Below are 23,969 nucleotides of genomic sequence, written 5' to 3' on the forward strand. Positions count from 1 at the left end.
CATATTTGAATCATGAAATAATACATTCTTTGCTATAATTATATTAACTAATTGTAAGGAGTACATAGATGGAAAATATAAAGATAAACTATTACGACTTTAACAAAAATGTATTACCTGATATCAAGGATCCTGTATTAGACGGTTATCCAATTGTATATATTTTAAATAATGATTTATCACATCCTGAAGCATACATAGGCCAGACTGTACAAGTAAAAAGTAGAATGAAAAATCATTTAACAAATAAAGATAGAAAGAAATTAGATAAAATGATTTTAATTGGACATGATAAATTCAATCAATCTGCAACCTATGATATAGAGACAAACCTTATTAATCATTTTATCGCTGATGAAAAATATAAGTTACAAAACAAGAGTCAGACTGCTCAGCAAATGACACATAACTACTATGACAAGTCATATTATCATTCTGTAATTTTTGAAGACATATGGGATAAATTAAGAAAAGATGGCATTGTGAAGCACACAATAGAGGATATCCGTAATCGAGATGTGTTTAAACTTTCGCCGTTTAAAGAGCTTTCTGAAGCACAGATGGATTTAAAAACTAAAATTATTGAGTTTTGTAATAATCATATTAATGATGACAAAAAAGCTGTATTTTTAATAAAAGGTGATGCTGGGACTGGCAAAAGTGTTGTTTTAAGTTCGACATTTAATACGATTCAAGATTTATCAAAGAACAAAGATTTTATATATTTAGAAAACACAATAGAAAACAATCTATTTAACTCTAAAAATTACTTATTAGTAAATCATAATGAAATGTTGAAGACATATGTAACTATTTCTGAAAGCTTAACTAATTTAAAGAAAAACAACTTTTTAAAACCAACGTCATTTATAAATAAAAGTAAATCTGAGAAGATAAAAGCAGATATTACTTTAGTAGATGAGGCGCATTTGTTATTAACACGACCAGATAGTTTTAATTCATTTAAAGAAAATAATCAGTTAGAGGAAATCATCAAGCATAGTAAAGTAACGATAATCGTATATGACGAAAGACAATATTTAAAGATTAAATCTTCATGGTCTGAAAATATATTGAAGAAAATTTTAAAAGGTACAAATAGTGAAGAATTTGTATTAGATAGTCAATTTAGAATGCAAGCTGATCAAGACGTAATTAATTGGTTAGATGCATTTGTAAATAAAGAGATAAGAAAATTACCAAATTCAAATAGTGAAGAATTTGAATTTAAATTTTTTGATAATGCTTCCCGAATGCATCAAGCAATTGTTGAGAAGAATGAAGAATTTAAACTATCTCGAGTTGTGTCAACATTTGATTACGTACATAAAAAAGATGGAAATGATTACTTTGTTGATGAGCCTGACTTTTCATTAGCCTGGAATAGAACTGATTATAAAAGTACTTGGGCTGAGGAACCTCAAACAATTAGAGAGGTTGGATCGATATATACAATTCAAGGGTTCGATTTAAACTATGTAGGAGTAATTCTTGGGCCTTCTATTGGATATGATAAAGAAAATCATTGTTTAAAGATTGATGTAACTAAGTATAGAGATACTGAAGCTTTTAGGCAGTCTTCTGAAGAGGTTAGAACAAAAGAAGAATTAATTAAAATGAAAGAACAAATCATTTTAAATTCAATGAATGTGTTATTAAAACGTGGTGTTAAAGGTTTATATATTTATGCAAGTAATGAAGAACTTAGAAAAGTATTATTGAATGGAGGTCTTCCACTTGAATCAAGAAATCATTGATTTAATTAATAAGTTTAGAGAAGAAAGAAACTGGAATCAATATCACAATCCAAAAGATCTATCTCTATCATTAAGTTTAGAAGCGGCTGAACTTTTGGAAAACTTTCAATGGATATCAAGTGATGAAGCCGTTGAGAATAATAGGGAAAATATCGCTGAGGAGTTGGCGGATGTATTTATCTATGGAATACAGCTAGCGGAAGAAATGGGTTTTGATATAGAGAAGATAATTAGGGAGAAAGTTAAGAAGAATGGAGAAAAATATAAAATATCTTAAACATAAGCAATAAATATAAAAAATTGATGTTGATATTTCTTCTTCACAATCTTTTCAATAAATTCATTAGGAATTGATATTTGCATAATGTATCTCCTAAATACCATTACTAAGGCTCGTGAATACGACTTAATTTATAAAAAATAGAGATTGATTCCCTTTGTGTCAGTCTCAATAATTTTACAATAGTTTCAATTTCACTTATCGTAAAATTATTACCATCATTCCTTCGTTTTTCTGTATAAAGAGAGCAACTTTTATCTAATTATCCAAACTGACTATTGAAATAGAAGACAATCTGCCATCAAAACTAAGCGGATTATACAAAAGATATATTGATTGATCTCATGGAAACATCGTCTTATCAGGAAAAATAGACTATTATATTCAGAATGGACATCTTGAAACTTCATACGGAGATATTACTAGTGTATATAGACGACAATATAATGTTGATGCAACAAGATAAGAATTAAGAGCAAGAAGATATAGATATAGACATAAACTTATCCTACCTTTAGAAAAATTGATCAAGTGTTATGAACATGGTCATTGAGGAGATATATACGAAATGTGTCTTTGCTTAGAAATTGATCGTGGCCACTTTAATAATATTGTTGATGATTATAAAAGTAAGTTTGGCTATTATGTAAAATATGATGATCACAGAATACAATTTGAACCTTTAAAAATCGAAAAATATTAATTTGGATATTCAGCTTTTAGCGTTTATCATATAAATTTAAACAAGGAGATGGTTATCTTGGCAAAAAAGAAAGAAGAACAAATTTATTACGATGCCAATGGAAATCCCGTTGACATCAAAAAGAAACGCAATCCTTTCTTAATGGGTTGTCTTGGTCTACTCGCTTTATTTTTACTTTTAGGAGCATGTGGTGCAATATTCGGCAGTGAAGATGGTGGTAAAGAAACTAGTTCTACCGAAGAAGCTACTACAGAGGAAAAGACTGAAGAGAAAAAAACTGAAGAAGATGCTACTACTGAAGAAGTAACCACTGAGAAAGTAACGACCGAAGAAGCTACTACAGAGGAAAAGACCGAAGAAGTCACAACTGAGAAAGTAACAACGGAAGAAGCTACTACTGAAAAAAAGACTGAAGAAGAAAAAATCAGTTCGACTACATCAACAAGAGAAATGAAAAATGCTTTATCTGCAGCAGAAAATTATGTAGATTTAATGCCTTTTTCTAAAGCAGGTTTATATCAACAACTTACTTCAAATGCTGGTGATAAATATACAGCAGAAGAAGCCCAATATGCTATTGATAATTTAGATTAATAAAACTCAATAATAAGGGTGCGTTTTACGTACCCTTATTTTTATACTCAAAATAAGGTATGGCGGTTATATTACATTTAACCCTGCTGAATTTATTGAATAGAAAGTAAAAGACACAGTGAAAAAAGCCGAGGATATCACCCATAAAAAAAACTCAAGTCATGGTAATGTGATTTGAGTTTTTTAATGTATAGCTTATTATATAATTGATAAAATTATATTAATTTTTAATATTTAATTATATATAATGTTGGAATGTAAATTGCATGGCTTAAAGTAAGATGACATATTTTGCGATAATACAAAAACGTAACTGAGGGATTGAAGGCCACCCAGACCAAATTATAAGTTGTATTTATGGCGTTTCTATCTCTTCATATTAGCGTTCAACGCTATCAATATATCCTAGGTATCAAACAAAAACCAAACATCATTGTAATCGATTTCATTTCGTGATATATTTTATGTAATCGGTTACACAACGTGAGGAGAGTTAGGATGGCGACGATAAAAGATGTGGCGAAAGAAGCGGGTGTGTCCGTTGCTACGGTATCTAGAGCGATGAATAGCTCGGGGTATGTGCACGAGGATACCTTGAAGAAGATTAATAGAGCGATTGAGTCTTTAAAGTATAAGCCTAATGAAACGGCACGTACGCTGTATAAGAAACAGTCGAAGATTATCGGTTTATTGTTGCCGGATATCAGCAATCCGTTTTTCACTGTGGTGGCGCGTGGGGTTGAGGATGCTGCGCTGGAGCGAGGGTTTCATGTTGTTATCGGCAACAGTGATCAGAATCGGGATAAGGAGCGTCAATATATTGATACGTTCCTACTGCATAACTGTGTCGGTTTAATTTCTTCTGCGCTCGTATGGGAGGGTGCGTTACAGTATATTCAATCTTCAAAGATGCTGCATGTGATGTTAGACCGTATCGGTGAGACAGAGTACTCTGTTGAAGCGGATCATTATAAAGGTGGCGTGTTACAGGCGGAATGTTTGCTGGATAATGGCTGTAAAAACATTTTAGTGATCACTGGTAATATGAAGTTTAGTTCTTTCAAGCATCGTCTAGAGGGTGCGATCCACACGCTTGAAGAGGGCGGTGCTGTCTTTGAGATCCTTGAGCTGAATAGTGAGGGTGTCGGTCATGTGTTGCTAGATCAGATAAAGTATAAGGCGTATGACGGGATCATCTGCTATAACGATTTAATCGCGATCCAAGTCATGGGGCTGCTACAGCATAATGGTGTCAACGTTCCGGGTGATGTTCAAGTGGTGGGTTATGATGACATACAAATCAGTGCGTCGTATTTCCCGAGTCTAACGACGGTAAGGCAGCCTTCATATTTACTAGGGAGACTTGCGTGTGAGCAGTTAATTGATCTGCTGAATGGTAAGCAAGTAAAAAAAGAGATAAAGATAGATGTAAGCTTAGTTGAAAGAAAAAGTACAAGGAGTGAATAAAATGCGTGAGATTTATGTGATAGGTAGTGCTTCGATTGACTTGGTGGTTAAGAGTGACAGACGACCGCTGAAGGGTGAAACGATATTAGGTGAATCCTTCTTTATGACAACCGGCGGGAAGGGATCTAACCAGGCGGTGAGTGCGAGTCGTCTAGGTGGTAAGGTTAAGATGGTCGGTGCTGTAGGAGCGGATGACTTTGGACAGCAAATCTTAGCGAACTTTAGAGAGAATAGCGTTGATGTATCCAATGTGGAATCGGTTACACATGTATCGAGTGGTACAGCACATATTACGTTATCAGAAGATGATAACTCGATCATCGTCGTGCCGGGTGCAAACTTTGCAGTGACAACCGATCAAGTCGCACAAGTCCTGAGTGAGGCCGCAGAAGATGCGATAGTGGTACTCCAAAATGAGATTCCTAAAGACGTCATATTATTTACCATTGATAAGTGTAATGAACTCGGGTTAACGACAATCTATAATCCAGCACCATTTATAGAAATTGAACTGGATTATTTGAAGAAGGTGACTTACTTCACGCCTAATGAAACGGAAGTGAAAGAGTTGTTTGGTGAAGACTATGAGGAGGTCATCCAAGATTATCCGAACAAGATGATCGTAACACTAGGTGACAAAGGTGCCGTATTTTATAATGGTCAGCTTGTCAATGTGCCGGGTATTAAAGCAGATGTAGTGGATACAACAGGTGCCGGTGATACATTTAACGGTGCGCTTGCTGTGGCATTAAGTGAAGGGATGGCACTTGATGATGCGATCTTATTTGCAAATAAGGCGGCGAGTATTTCTGTAACGGGCTTAGGTGCACAAGGCGGTATGCCCTATAGAGCGGTGATGACAGATGTATAAGACAGGGACGTTAAACAGTGAGATCTCTAAAGTGTTAAGTGACTTAGGACATACAGATACGATTGTCATCGCTGACTGTGGGTTGCCTGTTCCAAAGGGTGTACAGAAGATTGATCTCGCAGTCAGACAAGGCTTACCTTCATTTATTGATGTCGTTGATGAGATTGCACGGCACATGGTCATTGAACACGTCACTTTAGCTGAGGAGATAAAGGATAGCAACCCAGCAGTGTTGAAAGAGGTTGACAGCATAGTGAAAGGTATACCGAATGACTTTGTGACTCATGAACAATTTAAGACGCTGACAGAAAACTCGGAAGCCATCATAAGAACAGGAGAAGCCACGCCGTATGCAAATATTATTTTAAGAAGTGGTGTTAATTTCTAGGAGGGGGTGCTTTCATGATTAAAATGACGAATATCCATAAAGCATTTGGTGATAATAAAGTCTTACAAGGTGTAGATTTTGTGCTTAATGATCAGACCGTACATGCTTTGATGGGAGAGAATGGTGCCGGTAAATCAACATTGATGAATATCTTATCCGGTATTCATTCGAAAGATCAAGGAGAGGTCACTGTAGACGGCACGACAGTGAATTACAAGTCGCCGAAAGAATCGGAGGCAGTAGGGATTCAGTTTATTCATCAGGAACTTAATATATGGCCCGAGATGACGGTGCTTGAGAATTTATTTATCGGCAAAGAGATTACAAATAAGTTTGGCAAGATTGATGAAAAGAAAATGAAGCAAGAAGCACTACAAGTATTTGACCATCTTGACTTCAGCTTACCGCTCAATAAATTAGCAGGTGAATGTTCAATCGGTGAGCAGCAGATGATTGAAATCTCAAAAGCACTGATGACCGATGCTAAAGTCATCATTATGGATGAACCTACTGCAGCACTTACAGATAAAGAGATTGATAAATTATTCATCCTTATCGATAAATTAAAGTCTGAAGGCGTCAGCTTCGTCTATATTAGTCATCGTATGGATGAGATATTTAAGATATCAGATGAGATTACCGTCATGCGTGATGGTGTAACAGTGATGCGTAAACGCACGGATGCAACGAGTTATAACGAACTTGTTCATGCGATGGTGGGACGTAGTCTAGATCAGCAGTTCCCAGACAGAACAGTGGAGCCAGGAGAAGTGATACTGGAAGTCGATCATTTATCCAATGATGCATTTGGAATGGATAATATTTCATTCAATCTAAGGGAAGGTGAAATACTAGGTTTCAGTGGATTGATGGGGGCAGGGCGAACAGAAATCATGCGTAGCTTATTCGGCATCGATAAAGGTGATAAAGCCGTTAAGATACTAGGGAAGAATGTTTCCATTAACAATCCGGGAGACGCAATAAGAAACGGTCTTGCATTTATCACAGAAGACCGAAAAGATGAAGGCCTCGTACTTGATGCATCTATTAAAGACAATATGACCATGGCTAACATTAGAAGCTTTAGTCAATCTGGAGTTATTAAAAATGACCCTTTAGAATTATTCGTCAAACAAATGCAAGATAGATTGTCCATAAAATCTAACAAAGAATTACCGGTATCTTCGCTTTCAGGAGGGAACCAGCAGAAAGTCGTGATTGCAAAATGGGTAGGTAACGGACCGAAAGTATTAATATTAGATGAACCTACTCGCGGGATTGATGTTGGGGCTAAACGTGAGATATATAATCTCATGAATGAGCTTACTGAACGTGGCATTTCAATCATCATGGTATCTTCAGAAATGCCCGAGATCATCGGATTAAGTGATCGCGTATATGTACTACAAGAAGGGATTATTCGTGGAGAATTAACTGGAGATAACATCACGCAAGAGAAAATAATGACGCTCGCTACAGGAGGCGAATTAAATGAATAGTAAATCATTACAAAAGAGGGGTTTAATTGAACGCTTAGGACCATTATTAGGATTGCTTATTTTAGTAGTCATTATCACAATACTTAATAATGGCTTTATTGCACCGAATAATATTTTAAACTTATTAAGACAAGTTTCGATCAACGGATTAATTGCATTTGGGATGACATTTGTAATCTTAACAGGTGGGATTGATTTAAGCGTCGGTTCTATTCTTGCGCTATCCAGTGCACTGACTGCAATACTGATCACAAGCGGTGTGGATCCAGTGTTAGCATTATGTCTTGGTGCATTGATCGGGACACTGTTAGGTGCCGTCAATGGAGTGCTTGTTACTTTTGGTAAGATGGCACCATTCATTGCAACGTTAGCGACGATGACAATTTTCAGAGGACTGACACTGGTTGTAACGAACGGTAACCCTATCACAAATCTGGGAGACAATTTCTGGTTCCAGGTATTCGGTAAAGGGTATTTCTTCGGGATCCCAGTACCTGCAGTAACGATGTTACTCGCATTTGGCGTGCTATATTTCTTGTTACATAAAACAGTATTTGGTAAAAACACATACGCGATCGGTGGTAATGAGAAAGCAGCATTTATTTCCGGTATTAAAGTCGATAAAGTCAAAATATTGATCTACTCTATTTCAGGATTAATGGCAGCACTGGCAGGCGGCATACTGACATCACGTTTAAATTCTGCACAACCGACAGCGGGTACATCATATGAACTTGATGCCATTGCAGCAGTGGTGCTAGGTGGTACATCACTAACAGGAGGAAAGGGTCGAATATTCGGGACATTAATCGGTGTATTGATCATTGGCGTGCTGAACAACGGCTTGAACTTATTAGGAGTCTCTTCTTTCTACCAGCAAGTGATTAAAGGTATCGTAATTCTGATTGCCGTATTGATCGATCGCAAAAAATAAAACTAAAGAGGTGTAGCAATGAAAAGGATATTACCATTATTACTTATCGCTCTGTTAACTTTATCAGCATGCAGCCTAGAACCACCAGCATATCTAAAAGAAGATAAAGCAAATAAATCAAACAAAGATATTACGATTGGCGTAAGTTTATCAACATTGAATAATCCGTTCTTCGTCTCCATTAAAGAAGCGATACAAAAAGAAGCCAAGAACAATAACTTCAAAATCAAAGTAGTCGATGCGCAAGATGATTCAGCGAAACAATCCAACGATATCGATGACTTGATTCAGCAGCAGGTGGACTATTTAATCATTAATCCAACTGACTCAGCAGCCATATCTTCAGCAGTTCAAAATGCAAATGCACAAGATATCCCTGTAATTACGTTAGACAGATCCGTTGAACAAGGAAAAGTAACGCAGTTTATAGCATCTGATAACGTCGCAGGGGGTAAGATGGCAGGGGAATATATCGTTAAACAAGTAGGAGAAAAAGCAAGTGTCGGCGAACTTGAAGGCGTGCCTGGTGCCAGTGCAACGCGTGAAAGAGGAAAGGGATTCCATATTGTTGCTGACAAACAATTAGAGGTAGCATCAAAACAAACAGCTAAATTCAATAGAGCAGAAGGTTTGAATGTTACTCAAAATATGATCCAGTCACACCCTGACATTAAAGCAATATTTGCCCATAATGATGAAATGGCACTAGGTGCGATCGAAGCAATTGGTACAAAAGACATACTCGTCGTAGGCTTCGATGGCAATGACGATGCGATGAAATCTATCAAAAATAAAAAACTAGATGCAACCATTGCACAACAACCCGCATTGATGGGTGAAGATGCAGTTAAAGCAATATTAGATTTAAAAGATGGAAAGAAAATTAAATCAGAAGTAAAAGTACCACTGAAACTTGTGGAACAATAAAGAAGGAAAAAGACCTGCAAAATATAAATTTGCAGGTCTTTTTGAAGATTAAGGTATATAATTTAAGATTTTAAAATTTATATTTTATGAGTTATTAATCATTTTCTATAAATGTATCCGCTATTTCTAATCACATAAAATTTCTAAAACAATAAGAGAATAAAAAAATTTCTTTCATTTAAAAAATCATACTCTTTTTGCAAAGAAATTTGATAAATCATACTTCAGCTTTTCATGATTAATCCTTCTTATAAGTACGTCGATTGTAAAATTAAGCTAGACAACAAAAAAGCCTTCTATGCTAAACTCAATATGTATTTCCGACCAAAGAAAACATAAGGAGTTAGTACAGAATGGCCTATAAAACATCTTAACACGGATGAACTCACGTTCATAGAAACATATTATGATCAAATCGAAGGTGAGAAATTGTCTAGCTTATTTTGACAAATGAAAGTATTAAATCAATATTAAATTTGTTCTTCTATCAAGTACATGTCATATTAATGCTTATAATCTCCGTTAATGATTTCAACCATTTCAATGTTTGCGATATCTTTATTTGTTGTATAGTTCACCTCAACGTGATAATTATTAGTTTTAATGCTATCATATATCGTTTTATGAGTATTTTCATATTCTTCAAAAGGTACAGCCCAGTGGCCTTTTAGATTGATGATACTCACATTTTGATCTTCTACATCAATTGTAATGGAATGAATCGGATAATTATTGTCATCAATATTCGGACCTGTTCCATTCTTTAATTCAAAGCTAAAATTATCGTATACTGCAGTCCCATCTTTACTCTCAGCAGTATTAGTTTTTTAATCATTATATGGATCTTTGTCCGTTTCTTTTAACAATCCGAACCCTTCAATTTCAAAAGTATTTCGCTTAATAGATTCAGCGAAGCACTCTGATAATATATCTGGAACATTATAATGACTGAAACCATCTACCAATGTAATATTCTCTTCATCTTCATTCTCATTATCTTCATTCATCTAAGACTCATTCATTCTTATTTTCATGATGTCATAAGTTAGGTCGGCTATATCTTTATTAGCTACTATAAATCTTGGCGTCATCTTTTTATCGATAATTGAAGTGAGTAAATAGTTACTATCATTTGTTTTTATCACTACATATTTTTCTCCTGCATCATTCGAAAGATCTTTTTCTATATTTTTAGATAGAATATTTGTTAAATTCTCTCCTGTTTCCTCTTCGATTTGATTGAAATCAACAGTATCATCATTTTCTTTTTTATTTTCCTTCTCAATCTTTTTTTGTATATCTTCGCTAATATTTAAAATATTAATATCAATAGAATGCACCTTTTTCTGAGAGACATTAACTACGAAATTATCATATTCATAGGATGTAACCTCTAAGACATCTCTATACTTCTCAGAAAACTTATTAAAGTCTTTTATACCAATTTCATTTGCCATGTTTTCATCAATTTTGTCAGTAGAAACACTTATAGCTTTCCCTAGCTTTTTTTCAATAAGATTTTCGTCACTATTTATCTTAATGCTGTTTACATTAAACTGACCATTTTTAAGATAATTACCAAAATATTTATCTCGAGGGTCTATATTTAATTCAAGTCTAGTTCCTTCTTTACCTTTAGTTATTTGAAATATTTCTTGTACACTATTTTGATTAATTACTGATGCAGTTGAATTTTTATCGTTTGATGCATTACTACATGCCCCTAATAATAATGATACTGAAGTAAAAGCTATCGCAAATTTTTTCATTTTAATCGTCTCCAAATTAATGTTTTTTTCAATTGCTACGATAATATGCTGTTAATATTATAAAAACAATACATTTTTCCTTGAATTTACATCATATTCTATATTTTGTATGAATTAATGTAATTATAGTATAAAATTTTATGTATTACACTATTTATAAGATAAAATAATATATTTTCAATACTTTTAATCTACATCAGCAGGTTCCTATGGCTAATACAATATTATATAAAATGGTTTACGGCGTTGTAAATCTCTCGATAGCAGCAGCGCTGTCGACCATTTGTCATGCCATATTGATCAGTATCTTTGACTGATATCCAATTGAGATACAAGCTGGCATGGCGTGCTATAGCGCATCTTACTAAATAATTATAAGCTCAGTACTGATTAGGTGCTGAACTTTATTAGAGGAATGATTATTAGATAGGTTACACTCTATTTCACTTGATTCCAATAAAATAGTGTAAGACTTTATTTTTTATAATATTGATTGCTTGCGAAAAAAATGTAAAAATATAAAAAAGGACTAGTATTATATTGGGATGATGTATATAATAAAATTTGTTAAAACTTACGCTATGTTTTATGGTAATGATTGAAAGAATGGTTGTAGTTGCATGATAATATTGCACAATATAAAAAGAATAAGAAAGTGGTGATGAGCATTAACAAATTATTAAATTTGCTGACGAGCCTTATAATTGTAATTACTTTCTGCTTGAGCCCGAGCTTTGCTTCAGCACAAGATAATGATAGCGTTCCTGAAACTAGTAATCCGAATATGTTGTATGTGGAGCAGAAGGGTGAAAGTAATAATAAGGTACTGTGGCATCTGAAGGCGAATGAAGCGAATTCAAGATTGAAGGACGTAGTCATTAAAATGGAACTGCAAGGTGGGCATGATGTCAATCTTGTAGAATTAAATACTTTGCTCAATGCTAAAGGGATAACAGTGACGCAACCAGATCCGCAAAAGAAAGTATTTCTACTGAGCATCAAAGCATTAGAGGAACCATTAAATATTGAGTTTTCTTCTGTAATTACAGATAATCAGCAGTCAAATTACAAGTTGTCGTTATCAGCAGACATAAATCAGCACGTTACAGCAAGCGATATCTACTTTGTTAAAACACAACTAAGTGGAAAGCTTCAATATAAGGATGTGCCTGATAAAGTAACACCTCCGGCACTAGAAGTTGAACTGATTGATAAGCAGCATCAGACTGTTGTCGACCGTACTGTTGTAAATCCTGATCATCTCGAATATACATTTGATCAACTCAACAAATTTAACATTGATAATCAGCTGATAGAGTATGAAGTGCGCCCTAAGGCAACTGGCAACTACAAAGTTGATGTAAAGTCAAACGATATCTTACTGCAGTATCTTTCCGCAAAGATAGAAGGGGATGTTCGTAACGAGTCGGGCAAACCGCTAAATATAAAGATTATCAATAAAGCAACAGGATCAATCGTAGATGAAGTGCTGGTAGACGGAGCACAATCTCGTTATACAAAAGACAACCTACCGCTTAACGATGACCAAGGAAATGGAATCGATTACGATATTAAAGTAGAGGACACAGAAGGATTTAAGGCTACAACGTCAAAATTTGATATTGAAGTCACTAAAGATAAATCAGCAGATACTCATCCTGAGAATAGTGTAGAAACAAAACAAGACGACCAGCCTAAAGCAGACGTTAAAGTAGCGGAGAAAGATGAAGCATCAGCCGAGCCTACAGCACGACCAAAGGTAGAGGATAAAGCAAAGGCAGAGGATAAAGCAAAGGCAGAGGATAAAGCAAATGAAATATCTGCAAAGCAAGATATAAATAAAAGTACTACGAATAATTCATTGAAAAGATCGTTAGTCTATGCAGCACCTAAAGAAATCCCGCTGCTTAGCACATTCAGCCTTGCAAACGTCAACTTACTGGGCTTTGCACCAATGAACAATGTAGCTGGAGTAGCTGACGATCCATATCCTACATATAAAGGGCAAATCAGCAACATGGCTTGGGATGAAAAAGGACTGTATCGCAATAGAACTCCACAGCCTGTTGAATATAATGAATCATTTCAGTGGAAAAAAGCACAACCGACTTCAACTGAAAATGAATATGCAATTGATTTAAAAACACAAGGCCGTGCATCTGTTACACAAGAAACGGTAGATATCGTTCTTGTGGTTGATAATTCAGCAAGTATGGGCACTATTATAGGAAATGGAAAGACACGCTGGCAGAGTATGAAAGATGATGTATTCCAATTCATAGATGAGGTAACGCGGGCTAATACAGCGGCTAATACTAAAATAAGAATCGATGTCGTTAACTTTGCTTCAGCATTGAGACCCGAGATTAATTCAGGATTTTCAGGGGATCCTGCAGTTATTAAATCTAAGTTCTACCCAAGTTATGTTCCAAGTGGTCAAGGGGGTGGAACATTTACTCAGCAAGGTTTAATAAGTGGCTCCAATAAACTTGGTACATCCAGGGCTTCAAAGAAAGTGATGGTTGTACTTACAGATGGTGCACCGACTTTAAGTTACTTGGGGACTCGTGCTACTGGTAGTGAGAACATCACATCGTTTAGCGACTATGTTAAAGGAAATGGAACGAACTTTCAGTTATATGGTTATTTCAGAGATTATGGTACACACAATCCTTATACTGTAAATGGTTATGATATTATCAATCATGGTCAGCCAACGATTTCACAGGCGAAGTTAATTAAGAACTCAAGGCCAGATTTTGATATCTTCTCTATTGGATTAGATACAACCGTTGCAAGCGGAGGTGCTACCGAAGAGGATATGAACAATGTGCTCAATAACATTGCATCAAGACCGGAATATGCATTTACAACAGCGGACTCTGCATCAGAATTGTCAAAAACATTATCAAAGATTTCACAAAGTGTATCGAATAGTATCTCTAATGGCGTTGTAACTGATCCGATAGGGCCTATGTATGATCTCAATTTAGGTAGTGACAATATATTGGATAAGTCCGACTACACGTTAACCGCCTCCAACCCAGATCTATTAAAGAGTGTAACGGTTAATTATGATTCAAACACAAAGACATTAAAGATGAATGGATTAAATTTAGGAAAAGGTGAATGGGTCAATCTTAACTATAAAGTTAAGTTGAGAGTAACAGAGGACAATTTTGTGGAAAATCAGTGGTATCCAATGAATGGTACTACAACATTGAAACCATCCAATTCCTCTATTAATTTAAGAGAGTATCCAGTTCCTGAAGCTAAAGCGAAAAGTCCGTCTTATAACTTTGTATTTAATAAGGTAGATGATAATGAAAAACCATTACAAGGAGCAGTTTTTGAACTGAAAGACGCCAGTGGGAATATATTGAGCCGAACTTCTAGTTCTAGTGGACAAGTTCAATTTGATAACTTAAAAAAGGGACGATATACTCTAACAGAAAAAAGTGCACCTAATGGCTTCATAAAAGATTCTAAAGTTTACACTGTCGTTATTGCTAGTAACGGTGAAATTAGAATAGATAATGTACTTTATACCGATACAAATAAATTTAAGATAATTAATAAAAAGTTATTAGGTTCAATAGAGGTGATCAAACATAAGACTGGTAACGAAAATGAACTGTTACGTGGTGCAAAGTTTGAACTGAGAAATTCATCAGGTGACCTAATCGACACCTTAACAACAGGCACAGATGGCAAAATACTATTTAAAGCGTTACCTTTAGGAAGTTATACTCTAAAAGAAATTCAGGCTCCGAGTGGTTACCAGTTAAATAGTGAACCTCTTAATATTACGGTTAAAAACGATGAAAAAGTAATCGTTAAAGTTCCTAACAAAAGCAACAGTGATATCTTACCGAATACTGGGGGAACAGGAACCATATTCTACACATTATTAGGCATGCTTATCATGGTAATTACAGTATGGAGCAGAAAGCAAGTATCGAAACCTTAATAATTATCCTGTGTAAGCAGGTTATTATAAAAAACATAAAATATCAGGAGGCAATTATGTCTAAATTTACACAGCGTTTGTCAATATTTTTAATAGTTACACTTGTATTAGGGCTAGTATTACCTGTAAAAGCATCAGCAGCAACAGGGAAAGTAACAGATTTAACAATTCATAAAATAACAGGTTCTGAAGAAACAACAGCCACTTATGATCAGTTAGTAAATGGTACTGCGCCTGCAGGATCAAAGCCGATTTCTAATATTTCATTTACTTACTGGAAAGTAACATCAGAACAATTAAAGCAGTTGAAAGCGAATCCTCAGAATTATGATACGTTAGAAAAAGTACGTACTTTGCTATCAGAACCGACAGGAACAACTCCGAAAACAGCAGCAGACGGAACAACTAAAGTACCAAATTTAGCAGAAGGTTACTACTGGTTCATCGAAGATAAATCAACAGCAATTAAAGATGCTAAAGCAGTACCATTTGGACTTGAGCTTCCGATCACTAATGAAGCAGGAACAGGTTACATTAATGATCTGCACGTATTCCCGAAAAATACATTACAAGACTTACCGACAATCGATAAGGATGTTAAATCTGATGATACAAAGTCTGCATCATTTGCAGTAGGTGAATCATTCAACTGGATTATTCAGCCTTCTGTACCAAAGGGTATCGAAGAGTATGAAAAGTTTGAAGTTACTGATACAATCGATTCAAGATTGACATTTGAAGGTACGGAAAAAGTAAAAGTTACGATTAACGGTAACGCACTTACATCAGGAGTCGACTATACAGCAACTGAGAATAATAATAAATTAGTAGTAAGCTTTACAAAAGCAGGGCTAGGTAAATTAAATGTAGAAAATCCTAAACTAGAAATCTTTGTGCCAACAATGATCAATGACACAGCGGTTATGGGATTACCTATCAGTAATGATGCGACTTTAAACTTTGATAATGGTCACGGTGTCACAACTCAACCTGGTACAGACACACCACCACCTACTGTACCTGATACAGATATTCCGAAAGTCTATGCTGGCGGAAAGAAATTTGTTAAGACAAATGGTCAAGGTACTAATCTAGGTGAAGCAGAATTTGTTATCATGAATGGTGCAGGAGACTACCTTGTTCAAGACGGTAACCTTAAAGTTTCATGGACGAAATCTGAAAACGATGCGACGAAATTTATCTCATCAGCAGATGGTAAATTTGAAGTCAAAGGATTAGCGTATGGTGATGACAATACTAATAATACAGGTGCAACAACTTATAAAATTAAAGAGGTAAAAGCACCTAAAGGTTACTCATTACCAACAAATCCAGTTACAGAATTTACTGTAAACTCAACATCTTACCATGCTGACCCATCAGCTACAGTATTAGCAGATGCAACAGCACAAGAAATCATCAATAAGAAAACTGAAATACCAAACACTGGTGGAATCGGTACAGTTATCTTTACAGTGATAGGTGTTGGACTAATGGCGCTGGCTTTAGTATTCTTTAGAAGAAAGCAAGCATAACTTTGTAAAATGTGGTGGACACTGTCCACCTCATTTTTTTGATAAGGAAGGCGATTTTTTTGAAATCCGAAAAGAAAAAAAAGAAAAATATAATCTCTAATTTGATATTCGGCTTGATATTCTTCGCTGGATTCGGCATATTGATCTATCCTATGATCAGTGCGATATATTATGACTATGAAGCGAGTAACGAAGTTAATGATTTCAATAAAGAAGTTGAACTGCTGTCAGATCAGCAGATTAAAGCACGTATCGATAAGGCGAAAGCGTATAATCAGTCGTTAACAGGAAATGAAGCCTTACACGACGCCTATAGTAAAGCACAAGAACAAGAAGGTCAACGTGAATATGCAAAGATGCTGGAAGTACATGAGAAAATAGGTCATGTTGAGATACCTGCTATTCATCAGGATATCCCCTTATTTGCGGGAACAACGGAAAGAGTGCTTCAAAAAGGACTGGGACATCTTGAGAATACTTCCTTACCTGTAGGTGGAAAGAACACCCATAGTATCATCACAGGACACAGAGGGCTGCCTGATAAAAAGTTGTTTACCGATCTTGATAAAATGAAGATAGGGGACATGATATACGTTCATAATATTCAAGGGATACTAGCCTACAAAGTTGAACGTATCAAGGTGATAAAGCCAGACGATTTCAGTGATTTGAAAATAAAGAAAGATACAGACAGATTAACACTACTGACATGTACACCATACATGGTAAATTCACATCGGCTGATAGTGACTGGCCATCGCGTTCCATATACGACTGAAGCGACAGGCCATCAATCGACTCAGGAACCATGGTGGTATAAATTTTTATATGTCTATAAGAATTATTTGATAGGTATCGGGTTATCTATTGTAATCTACCTGCTCTATCGATATTTCAAAAAATATAGAAAGAAAAAAGTAGATCGATGAGCAAGAAGACGGCAATTATTGTCTTTATTGCAGGTTTGCTTATCTGTTTGTATCCTTTGGTTGTAAAAGTCTATTACAATTACGATATGTCCTATCAATCAAAAGCATTGGATAGACAGTTTCAAGTGAACGATACACATCAGAAAGTGAAATATGCACAGTTTGAAGCCTATAACCGTGATATGCTATTATCTCAAAATATTGAAACACCTAAAGTTAAAGTCCAGACCAACAATCAATATAATGAACAACATGCCACAGATGATACAATAGCAACCATAAAAATTCCGAAACTCAATCTTCACTATCCAGTATATGATCAAGCTACCCCTGAGAACTTAAATAGAGGAGTATCTCGAGTAATAGGCACAAGTTTTCCGGTAGGTGGGCGTTCAACTAATAGTGTCTTAGCAGCACACAGCTACTCACCCTATCATGAATGGTTCACACATATCGATAAGCTTGATAATGGAGATAAGATTATTATCAATAACTTCAAGGAAACTCTTTACTATAAAGTATATGACAGAAAGGTAGTCAGTCCCGATCAGGTAGAGGCATTATCGATTATTAAAGGAAAAGATATTATTACGTTATTAACATGTACGCCTTCTGGAGCAGATAGAATATTAATCTATGCAGAGAGAACAACAAAGGATGGCAATAAGATAAAGCATCCTAAAACAAAGCCGCTTTCTCAGGAGCAGTCGTTGATGGAAAGATTGAAAGTGCTTTCGGAGTCATGGTTTGTGATAGTCGTAATTCTCTTGTTGTCATTAGCTTTTATAAAAAAGATTATGAATCAATAATATGAATACAGTGACTGCACTTTTAATCGATGGAGAAAAAGTTTATCAAATAAAGTATCACCTTAAATCTTTAACGAAAGATAACCTACGTATTGATATATTCGATACGTAGGTTATTTTCATTGTGGTTATAGAGCATGGGTAGTTAAAGTGATAATCTAAGTTAACTTTACCACCGAAGGATTTCTCCAGCCCTTCGACTTGGTTTTTAATGGCTGCGTATGCAATATCTTTTGATGGTTCGTCGAGATAACGTGTCGTTCCTTTTAATACGACTTTGTCTTGAATGACGATATCGAAGGTTGAAGAACCTACATATGTCTCTTCTTCATGAATTCCAATCTTCCCTTGGTCTACAAAAGGAGAGAAGTGAATACCATAGGCCTCGTCGAGATTATCTAGAATGCCTGACGCATGGATATGATGATGCTGTGAAAGCGATATTTGAAAATTTATTACCAGAGCAGCCGATTCATCAACTTGTGCTTCAAATCGATACAGACGATGATGAAGGAGTAGAAATTGCATGGCACGATGATGGTATCAGCAATATTCTAATGAAATCAGAAGATTTAAAGGCAATGAATTTTGATAAGTACATTTATACATGAGATACATTATAAGGAATACTGAGGTTCGTTTAACCAAATTAAAAAGCAAGATTTCTATATATAGAAATCTTGCTTTAAAATACGTAACTTAACTAAAAGTTTCGACTTTTGTGTTCACTCTAGACAGGTGAACTTTTTTTATCACTAAAAGGTTTGGTTTTACAGAATATATTTTAATATTAATATTCTATGTTTGGCATTGCGTTTACTTGTTTTTGATAACGCTTAAGCGCATAAAAACCAGCACCACTAATAATTGTTACGATTAATAATTTTTTCAAGCTCACCATTCCTTTATTTTAGCTATTTATTATTTTGGTAATAATTTAGTTCTAAATCTTTTGATGTTTGTTGACGAATTTTTTTCATCAATTCTGTGTCATCAATAAGTGATTGACCATATGACGGTATCATTTCTTTAATTTTAGGTGTCCATTCAGATTCATATTCAGGGAAGTTTTTCTCAAGCACTTCTAATGCGACTGAAACTGAAGTTGATGCTCCTGGAGATTCTCCTAATAGTGCAATCACTGTATGATCTTCAGAGTTAACAACTTCTGTACCGAATTGAATAAATCCTTTACCATATTCAGGTGTGTCTTTAATGACCTGTACACGTTTACCTGCTGTATATAATTCCCAATCTTCATCACGTGCTTCTGGGTAGAATGTACGTAAATGGTTCATACAACCTTCTTTAGTCATTAAGATTTGGTCGATAGAATACTTGATTAAAGGTAAATTCTTAACTGCAGAAGATAATAATGTTGCAATATTATATGGTTTAACAGATTTAAATAAATCTAAATTAGAACCATTTTTTAAGAATTTAGGGCCAATACTTGCGAATGGACCGAATAGTAATGTACGTTCACCATCAATATAACGTGTATCTAAGTGTGGTACAGTCATTGGTGGTGTCCCATGTGGCTCTTTACCATAGACTTTCGCGTCATGTTGCGCGATGATGTCTGGATTAGTACAAATTAAGAATTGACCTGTAATCGGGAAGCCGCCTAGATTTTTACTTTCAGGAATACCTGTTTTTTGTAATAGTGGGATTGCACCGCCACCAGCACCGATAAATACATAATCAGCAATTTCAGTTTGAACGCCACCACTATTAAGTTGACGTACTTTTACTTCCCATTTGCCATCTTGTCTTTGATTAAAATCGATAACTTCGTGATTGTACTGAACATCTGCATTTGGGTGCTGTTCAATATTTTGAGCCATTTTACGTGTTAGCTCTCCGAAGTTCACATCCGTACCTTCATTGATTTTACTAGCGGCCATAATATCACTTGGACTGTGACCTTGCATCATTAATGGAATCCATTTTCTCATTTCTTCGATATCTTCTGTAAATTCGATATTATCGAACATTGGAGATTCTTTCATCACATGATAACGATCTTTTAAGAATTGGACGTTATTTTTACCTCTAACAAAACTAATGTGAGGTAATGGTTGAATGAAGTCTTTAGGGTCTGAAATATTTTTACTTTTAACTAAATGTCCCCAAAACTGTTTTGAAATTTCAAACTGTTCATTAATTTCTTTTGCTGTTTCAATGTTGATTGATCCATCAGGTTGTTTCACTGTATAGTTCAATTCACATAAAGCAGCGTGACCTGTTCCTGCGTTATGACGCTCATTTGAACTTTCGAGACCAGGGCGGTCTAAACGTTCATAAAGTTTTATATTCCAACTTGGTTCTAATTCTTTAAGCATAGAACTAAACGTTGTACTTAAAACCCCAGCGCCAATAACAATAACTGTTTTTGACTCTTGTTTATTCATATGAATCTCCTTCCTATTGCTTATAAATGATAGTATAGTACAATCATGTTGAAATTTAAAATACTTAGCTTGGAATAAAGAAATAAATTTTATTTCATAAAATTAGTACTTAATGATTGTAGTATAGATACCTTGTGAGTAGTAACGATAAAAATTTTAACGAGATAGTGAGCTATTGTAACATTTGGAGAAAAAGATGCAGTATTTTATAATGGTCAGCTTGTCAATGAGCCGGGTATTAAAGCTGATGTAGTAGATACAACAGGCGCCGGTGATACATGTAACGGTGCACTTGCTGACGCGATCTTATTTGCAAATAAGGCGGCGAGTATTTCTGTAACAGGCTTAGGTGCACAAGGCGGTGTGCCCTATAGAACGGTGATGACAGATGTATAAGACAGGGACGTTAAACAAGTGTGTATTTGTTCTCGATGATCAGACCGTACATGCTTGATTGAAGAGAGTGGTGCAGGTAAATTAGCATGGATGAATATCTTAACCGGTATTCATTCGAAGGATCAAGAAGAGAACGTAGTATATAGCACAACTGTGAATTACAAATCGTCGAAAGAACCTGAAGCAAGAAGCACTAGAAGTATTTCATCATTTGTATAAGTGTTAGTAATTCTATATAATCATTGTAAAATGATACTATACTATACTATATATTAGGATAGTAGAGATGAGGAGTGGGACATATGTCTATTATAAGTGAAGAAGAAAAAGTAAAAATATTGTCGGATGTTATCGCAATTAAAAGTGTGAATGACAATGAACTTTCGATGTGTGAATATCTACAAAAACTGTTAAGCCAGTATAATATAGAATCTACGATTGAAAAAATAAACAAAAGTAGAGCAAATCTCATCGCAGAAATAGGGGAAGGTAAACCCGTATTAGCTTTTTCAGGCCACATGGATGTCGTTTCAGAAGGTAACAGTGAAAATTGGAAATACGATCCTTTTGAAATGACAGAAGAAGATGGCAAGCTTTATGGACGTGGTACTGCTGATATGAAATCAGGGTTAGTTGCTATGGTAATAGCAATGATTGAAATCAACAATGCAAATCTTCTGCAGAAGGGCACGATTCGCTTACTGGCAACTGCTGGAGAAGAAATGGAACAAAAAGGTTCAGCACAACTTTATAGCAACGGTTATATGGATGATGTAGATGCACTTATCATTGCTGAACCGTCAGAGTCAATGATAGCTTATGCACATAAAGGTTCTATGAATTTTCGAGTAACATCCAGAGGGAAATCAAGTCATAGTTCTGCTCCTTTTATGGGTCAAAATGCGATAAAACCTTTAATAGAAGTTATTAGAGAAGTTGAAAATGAATTTAATCATGTCTTGAAGGATGTAGAATTTAAAGTTCTAGATTTTTCATCTCTTTCAGATAAAGTTAAAAAGGAATTTAATATTGAAATAAGCAGTGAATCATTAGGTTCTGCTATATTGACGAATACAATTATACAAGGTGGTAACCAAGTCAATTCTATACCTGAACATGCGGTAGCTGAATTTAATGCAAGAACAGTACCTGAGTTTGATAATGATAAGATGAAACAATTGTTTAATAAGATTATCGAAAAGCATAATAAAGAAGGCAATCTAAGTTTAGACATAGACCTAGATCTTCCATCCGTGGCGACAAATGAAAATAATAGGCTAGTGACACTAACAAAGAAACATGGGGAGAACCATCTGAATATGAACCTGTTAGTAGCACCTACTATGGGTGTCACAGACGCTTCAAATCTTCTTAAAGATAAGGATGAAAACTTTCCGTTCGTGATGTTCGGCCCTGGAAATCCATCTTTGGCACATCAGACTAATGAATATGTTGAACAAGAAAAATACATAAAGTTTATAGAAATCTTTAAACAGACGGCATTAGATTATTTGAACGAAAAAAATTAAAGAATCTAGGGTATAAACACATTCTCTTACTAGTGAAATTTGACTTCAGGTGCTGACACAATTCATTTTAGCTAAATGGTTAGGGTGCTTAGCTAACTAGATTTTACACCCTTATATTGCATCGATTGTAAAATTAAGCTAGACAACAAAAAAAGCCTTCTGTGCTAAACTCAATATGTATTTCCGACCAAAGAAAACATAAGGAGTTAGTACAGAATGGCCTGTAAACATCTTAACACGGATGAACTCACGTTCATGGAATCAATTTATCATCAAATCGAAGGTGAGAAATTGTCTAGCTTATTTTGACAAACGAAAGGATTTAATACTTGAAGACATTGAATTAAACGTAGCGATTCATCTCATTAGTAGAAAATGGAGTTAAAAATAAAAACTGTAATTGCCAAGTGCAATTACAGTTTCTTTATTTCAACCTTTAGATCTGATAATAAAGCGATAAACTTATCTCTATTCGCTGGAGTAACATATTCTAATAAGATACTTTCATATTTTTCAAACTTGCTGTCAATACTTAATTTATCTTCTGCAATGTGAGGATTTATTCTCATGAGTAATGCGCCTTTGAAGATAAATTTAAGCGTTACACCAATTGAGACGCTTCTCGTTTTTGTATATTCAGGCAATAGCAGTTTGTAGTTGTTAATTGTATTCTTAAGTTGATCACTCAGCTGAACACGTAAGCGAAGTTCTTTCGTTTCCAGTTCTTCCTTATCTATATATCTTAGTTTGATAGAATTATCGTGAATCACCTTATCCCAGTTCGTGATTGCCGCAACATCATCGATCGCTTTAGCGATAACCATTGCTTGCGTCATATTAGCACTTGCTTCTTCTTCATATTTTTCTTTCAGTAGTCTGAAGTATTCAGAAGTTTCTATTGAAATTCTAGCTTGAAAGTAATCCATTTTTCTCATCCTTGTAACTGAATTCATATTATCAGTGTATATGATATTACGAGAATTTACAAAGAAGATTCTTCAACCAGCTTGCTTATGATGGTAATGACTAGGGCGATGGTAATACTATATGAAAATGGTAAAAAAAGGAATTAATTGTACACGAGTACGATTTAACACCTTTAACGTTAGGGAAATAGATAAAGCAATATCAAACTACTGGTTATTCAATCATCAAGATAACTTGTCAGATGAGTAAAAAGGCCGATTAAATTGTGCAA

At 35.0% G+C, this 23,969-nt stretch carries 23 protein-coding genes; 17 read left to right on the forward strand and 6 right to left on the reverse strand.

The window, feature by feature from the left end; genetic code table 11:
• Positions 1 to 68: 68 nt before the first annotated feature.
• The 9 genes from QNJ52_RS09930 to QNJ52_RS09970 all read left to right on the forward strand — a co-directional run bounded on the left by QNJ52_RS09930 (position 69) and on the right by QNJ52_RS09970 (position 9,420).
• Positions 69 to 1,757: a DUF2075 domain-containing protein gene (locus QNJ52_RS09930; RefSeq protein ID WP_283722479.1), complete on the forward strand. Its 1,689-nt coding sequence runs from the start codon at positions 69 to 71 to the stop codon at positions 1,755 to 1,757.
• Positions 1,723 to 2,034 (forward strand): nucleotide pyrophosphohydrolase, encoded by a 312-nt coding sequence (locus QNJ52_RS09935; RefSeq protein WP_101035404.1) that lies wholly within the window; start codon positions 1,723 to 1,725, stop codon positions 2,032 to 2,034. The genes QNJ52_RS09930 and QNJ52_RS09935 overlap by 35 nt, the downstream gene beginning before the upstream one ends.
• A gap of 763 nt (positions 2,035 to 2,797) precedes the next feature.
• The gene (locus QNJ52_RS09940; RefSeq protein ID WP_283722480.1) at positions 2,798 to 3,334 is read left to right on the forward strand and encodes an Ltp family lipoprotein; all 537 of its coding nucleotides are present in this window, start codon (positions 2,798 to 2,800) and stop codon (positions 3,332 to 3,334) included.
• 498 nt (positions 3,335 to 3,832) lie between these two features.
• The gene (locus QNJ52_RS09945; RefSeq protein WP_283722481.1) at positions 3,833 to 4,801 is read left to right on the forward strand and encodes a LacI family DNA-binding transcriptional regulator; all 969 of its coding nucleotides are present in this window, start codon (positions 3,833 to 3,835) and stop codon (positions 4,799 to 4,801) included.
• A gap of 1 nt (position 4,802) precedes the next feature.
• A complete protein-coding gene (rbsK, locus tag QNJ52_RS09950; protein WP_099483871.1) occupies positions 4,803 to 5,672 on the forward strand; it encodes a ribokinase in 870 nt (289 codons plus the stop codon).
• Positions 5,665 to 6,060 (forward strand): D-ribose pyranase, encoded by a 396-nt coding sequence (gene rbsD, locus QNJ52_RS09955; RefSeq protein WP_283722482.1) that lies wholly within the window; start codon positions 5,665 to 5,667, stop codon positions 6,058 to 6,060. The genes rbsK and rbsD overlap by 8 nt, the downstream gene beginning before the upstream one ends.
• Before the next feature lie 14 nt (positions 6,061 to 6,074).
• Positions 6,075 to 7,559 (forward strand): sugar ABC transporter ATP-binding protein, encoded by a 1,485-nt coding sequence (locus tag QNJ52_RS09960; protein WP_283722483.1) that lies wholly within the window; start codon positions 6,075 to 6,077, stop codon positions 7,557 to 7,559.
• Complete coding sequence (locus QNJ52_RS09965) at positions 7,552 to 8,493, forward strand: ABC transporter permease (RefSeq protein ID WP_099483868.1); 942 nt, start codon at positions 7,552 to 7,554, stop codon at positions 8,491 to 8,493. Before QNJ52_RS09960 ends, QNJ52_RS09965 begins: the two co-directional genes overlap by 8 nt.
• Before the next feature lie 18 nt (positions 8,494 to 8,511).
• Positions 8,512 to 9,420, forward strand: a complete 909-nt coding sequence (locus QNJ52_RS09970; protein WP_101152280.1) for a substrate-binding domain-containing protein — start codon at positions 8,512 to 8,514, stop codon at positions 9,418 to 9,420.
• A gap of 503 nt (positions 9,421 to 9,923) precedes the next feature.
• Here QNJ52_RS09970 and QNJ52_RS09975 read toward each other — a convergent pair.
• The 3 genes from QNJ52_RS09975 to QNJ52_RS09985 form a co-directional block, all read right to left on the reverse strand.
• The gene (locus QNJ52_RS09975) at positions 9,924 to 10,106 is read right to left on the reverse strand and encodes a hypothetical protein (protein WP_283722484.1); all 183 of its coding nucleotides are present in this window, start codon (positions 10,104 to 10,106) and stop codon (positions 9,924 to 9,926) included.
• Positions 10,107 to 10,247: 141 nt separating this feature from the next.
• A complete protein-coding gene (locus tag QNJ52_RS09980; protein ID WP_219493831.1) occupies positions 10,248 to 10,427 on the reverse strand; it encodes a hypothetical protein in 180 nt (59 codons plus the stop codon).
• Complete coding sequence (locus tag QNJ52_RS09985; protein ID WP_283722485.1) at positions 10,428 to 11,189, reverse strand: hypothetical protein; 762 nt, start codon at positions 11,187 to 11,189, stop codon at positions 10,428 to 10,430.
• Between the two features lie 616 nt (positions 11,190 to 11,805).
• Here QNJ52_RS09985 and QNJ52_RS09990 point away from each other — a divergent pair.
• The 5 genes from QNJ52_RS09990 to QNJ52_RS10010 all read left to right on the forward strand — a co-directional run bounded on the left by QNJ52_RS09990 (position 11,806) and on the right by QNJ52_RS10010 (position 19,043).
• Entirely contained in the window at positions 11,806 to 15,159 is a 3,354-nt protein-coding gene (locus QNJ52_RS09990) for a SpaA isopeptide-forming pilin-related protein (RefSeq protein ID WP_283722486.1), read from the forward strand.
• Positions 15,160 to 15,215: 56 nt separating this feature from the next.
• Positions 15,216 to 16,694 (forward strand): SpaH/EbpB family LPXTG-anchored major pilin, encoded by a 1,479-nt coding sequence (locus tag QNJ52_RS09995; protein ID WP_219493838.1) that lies wholly within the window; start codon positions 15,216 to 15,218, stop codon positions 16,692 to 16,694.
• A gap of 59 nt (positions 16,695 to 16,753) precedes the next feature.
• Positions 16,754 to 17,623, forward strand: a complete 870-nt coding sequence (locus QNJ52_RS10000; protein ID WP_283722487.1) for a class C sortase — start codon at positions 16,754 to 16,756, stop codon at positions 17,621 to 17,623.
• Complete coding sequence (locus QNJ52_RS10005; RefSeq protein WP_283722488.1) at positions 17,620 to 18,432, forward strand: class C sortase; 813 nt, start codon at positions 17,620 to 17,622, stop codon at positions 18,430 to 18,432. The genes QNJ52_RS10000 and QNJ52_RS10005 overlap by 4 nt, the downstream gene beginning before the upstream one ends.
• Positions 18,433 to 18,749: 317 nt before the next feature.
• Complete coding sequence (locus tag QNJ52_RS10010; RefSeq protein WP_283722490.1) at positions 18,750 to 19,043, forward strand: DUF1963 domain-containing protein; 294 nt, start codon at positions 18,750 to 18,752, stop codon at positions 19,041 to 19,043.
• 179 nt (positions 19,044 to 19,222) lie between these two features.
• On the opposite strand, the gene QNJ52_RS10015 is transcribed toward QNJ52_RS10010, so the two are convergent.
• Together QNJ52_RS10015 and lqo are read right to left on the reverse strand one after the other, a co-directional pair.
• Complete coding sequence (locus QNJ52_RS10015; protein ID WP_372486735.1) at positions 19,223 to 19,333, reverse strand: SE2200 family small protein; 111 nt, start codon at positions 19,331 to 19,333, stop codon at positions 19,223 to 19,225.
• Between the two features lie 13 nt (positions 19,334 to 19,346).
• Complete coding sequence (gene lqo, locus QNJ52_RS10020) at positions 19,347 to 20,846, reverse strand: L-lactate dehydrogenase (quinone) (protein WP_283722492.1); 1,500 nt, start codon at positions 20,844 to 20,846, stop codon at positions 19,347 to 19,349.
• A gap of 174 nt (positions 20,847 to 21,020) precedes the next feature.
• Here lqo and QNJ52_RS10025 point away from each other — a divergent pair, with 174 nt between their 5' ends.
• The 3 genes from QNJ52_RS10025 (at position 21,021) to QNJ52_RS10035 (ending at position 22,771) form a co-directional block, all read left to right on the forward strand.
• A complete protein-coding gene (locus QNJ52_RS10025) occupies positions 21,021 to 21,242 on the forward strand; it encodes a PfkB family carbohydrate kinase (RefSeq protein WP_481817300.1) in 222 nt (73 codons plus the stop codon).
• Between the two features lie 54 nt (positions 21,243 to 21,296).
• Positions 21,297 to 21,461: a hypothetical protein gene (locus tag QNJ52_RS10030; RefSeq protein WP_283722494.1), complete on the forward strand. Its 165-nt coding sequence runs from the start codon at positions 21,297 to 21,299 to the stop codon at positions 21,459 to 21,461.
• An 83-nt stretch (positions 21,462 to 21,544) separates the two neighbouring features.
• Positions 21,545 to 22,771, forward strand: coding sequence for an ArgE/DapE family deacylase (locus QNJ52_RS10035; RefSeq protein WP_283722495.1), 1,227 nt, complete (start codon positions 21,545 to 21,547; stop codon positions 22,769 to 22,771).
• Positions 22,772 to 23,184: 413 nt separating this feature from the next.
• Here QNJ52_RS10035 and QNJ52_RS10040 read toward each other — a convergent pair whose 3' ends face one another.
• Positions 23,185 to 23,697 carry a hypothetical protein gene (locus tag QNJ52_RS10040; protein WP_283722496.1) on the reverse strand — a complete coding sequence of 171 codons (513 nt, stop codon included), beginning with the start codon at positions 23,695 to 23,697 and terminating at the stop codon, positions 23,185 to 23,187.
• Positions 23,698 to 23,969 lie beyond the last annotated feature (272 nt).

The sequence above is a fragment of the Macrococcus sp. S115 genome (assembly GCF_030067655.1).
In the GTDB taxonomy this organism is placed as follows: domain Bacteria; phylum Bacillota; class Bacilli; order Staphylococcales; family Staphylococcaceae; genus Macrococcoides; species Macrococcoides psychrotolerans.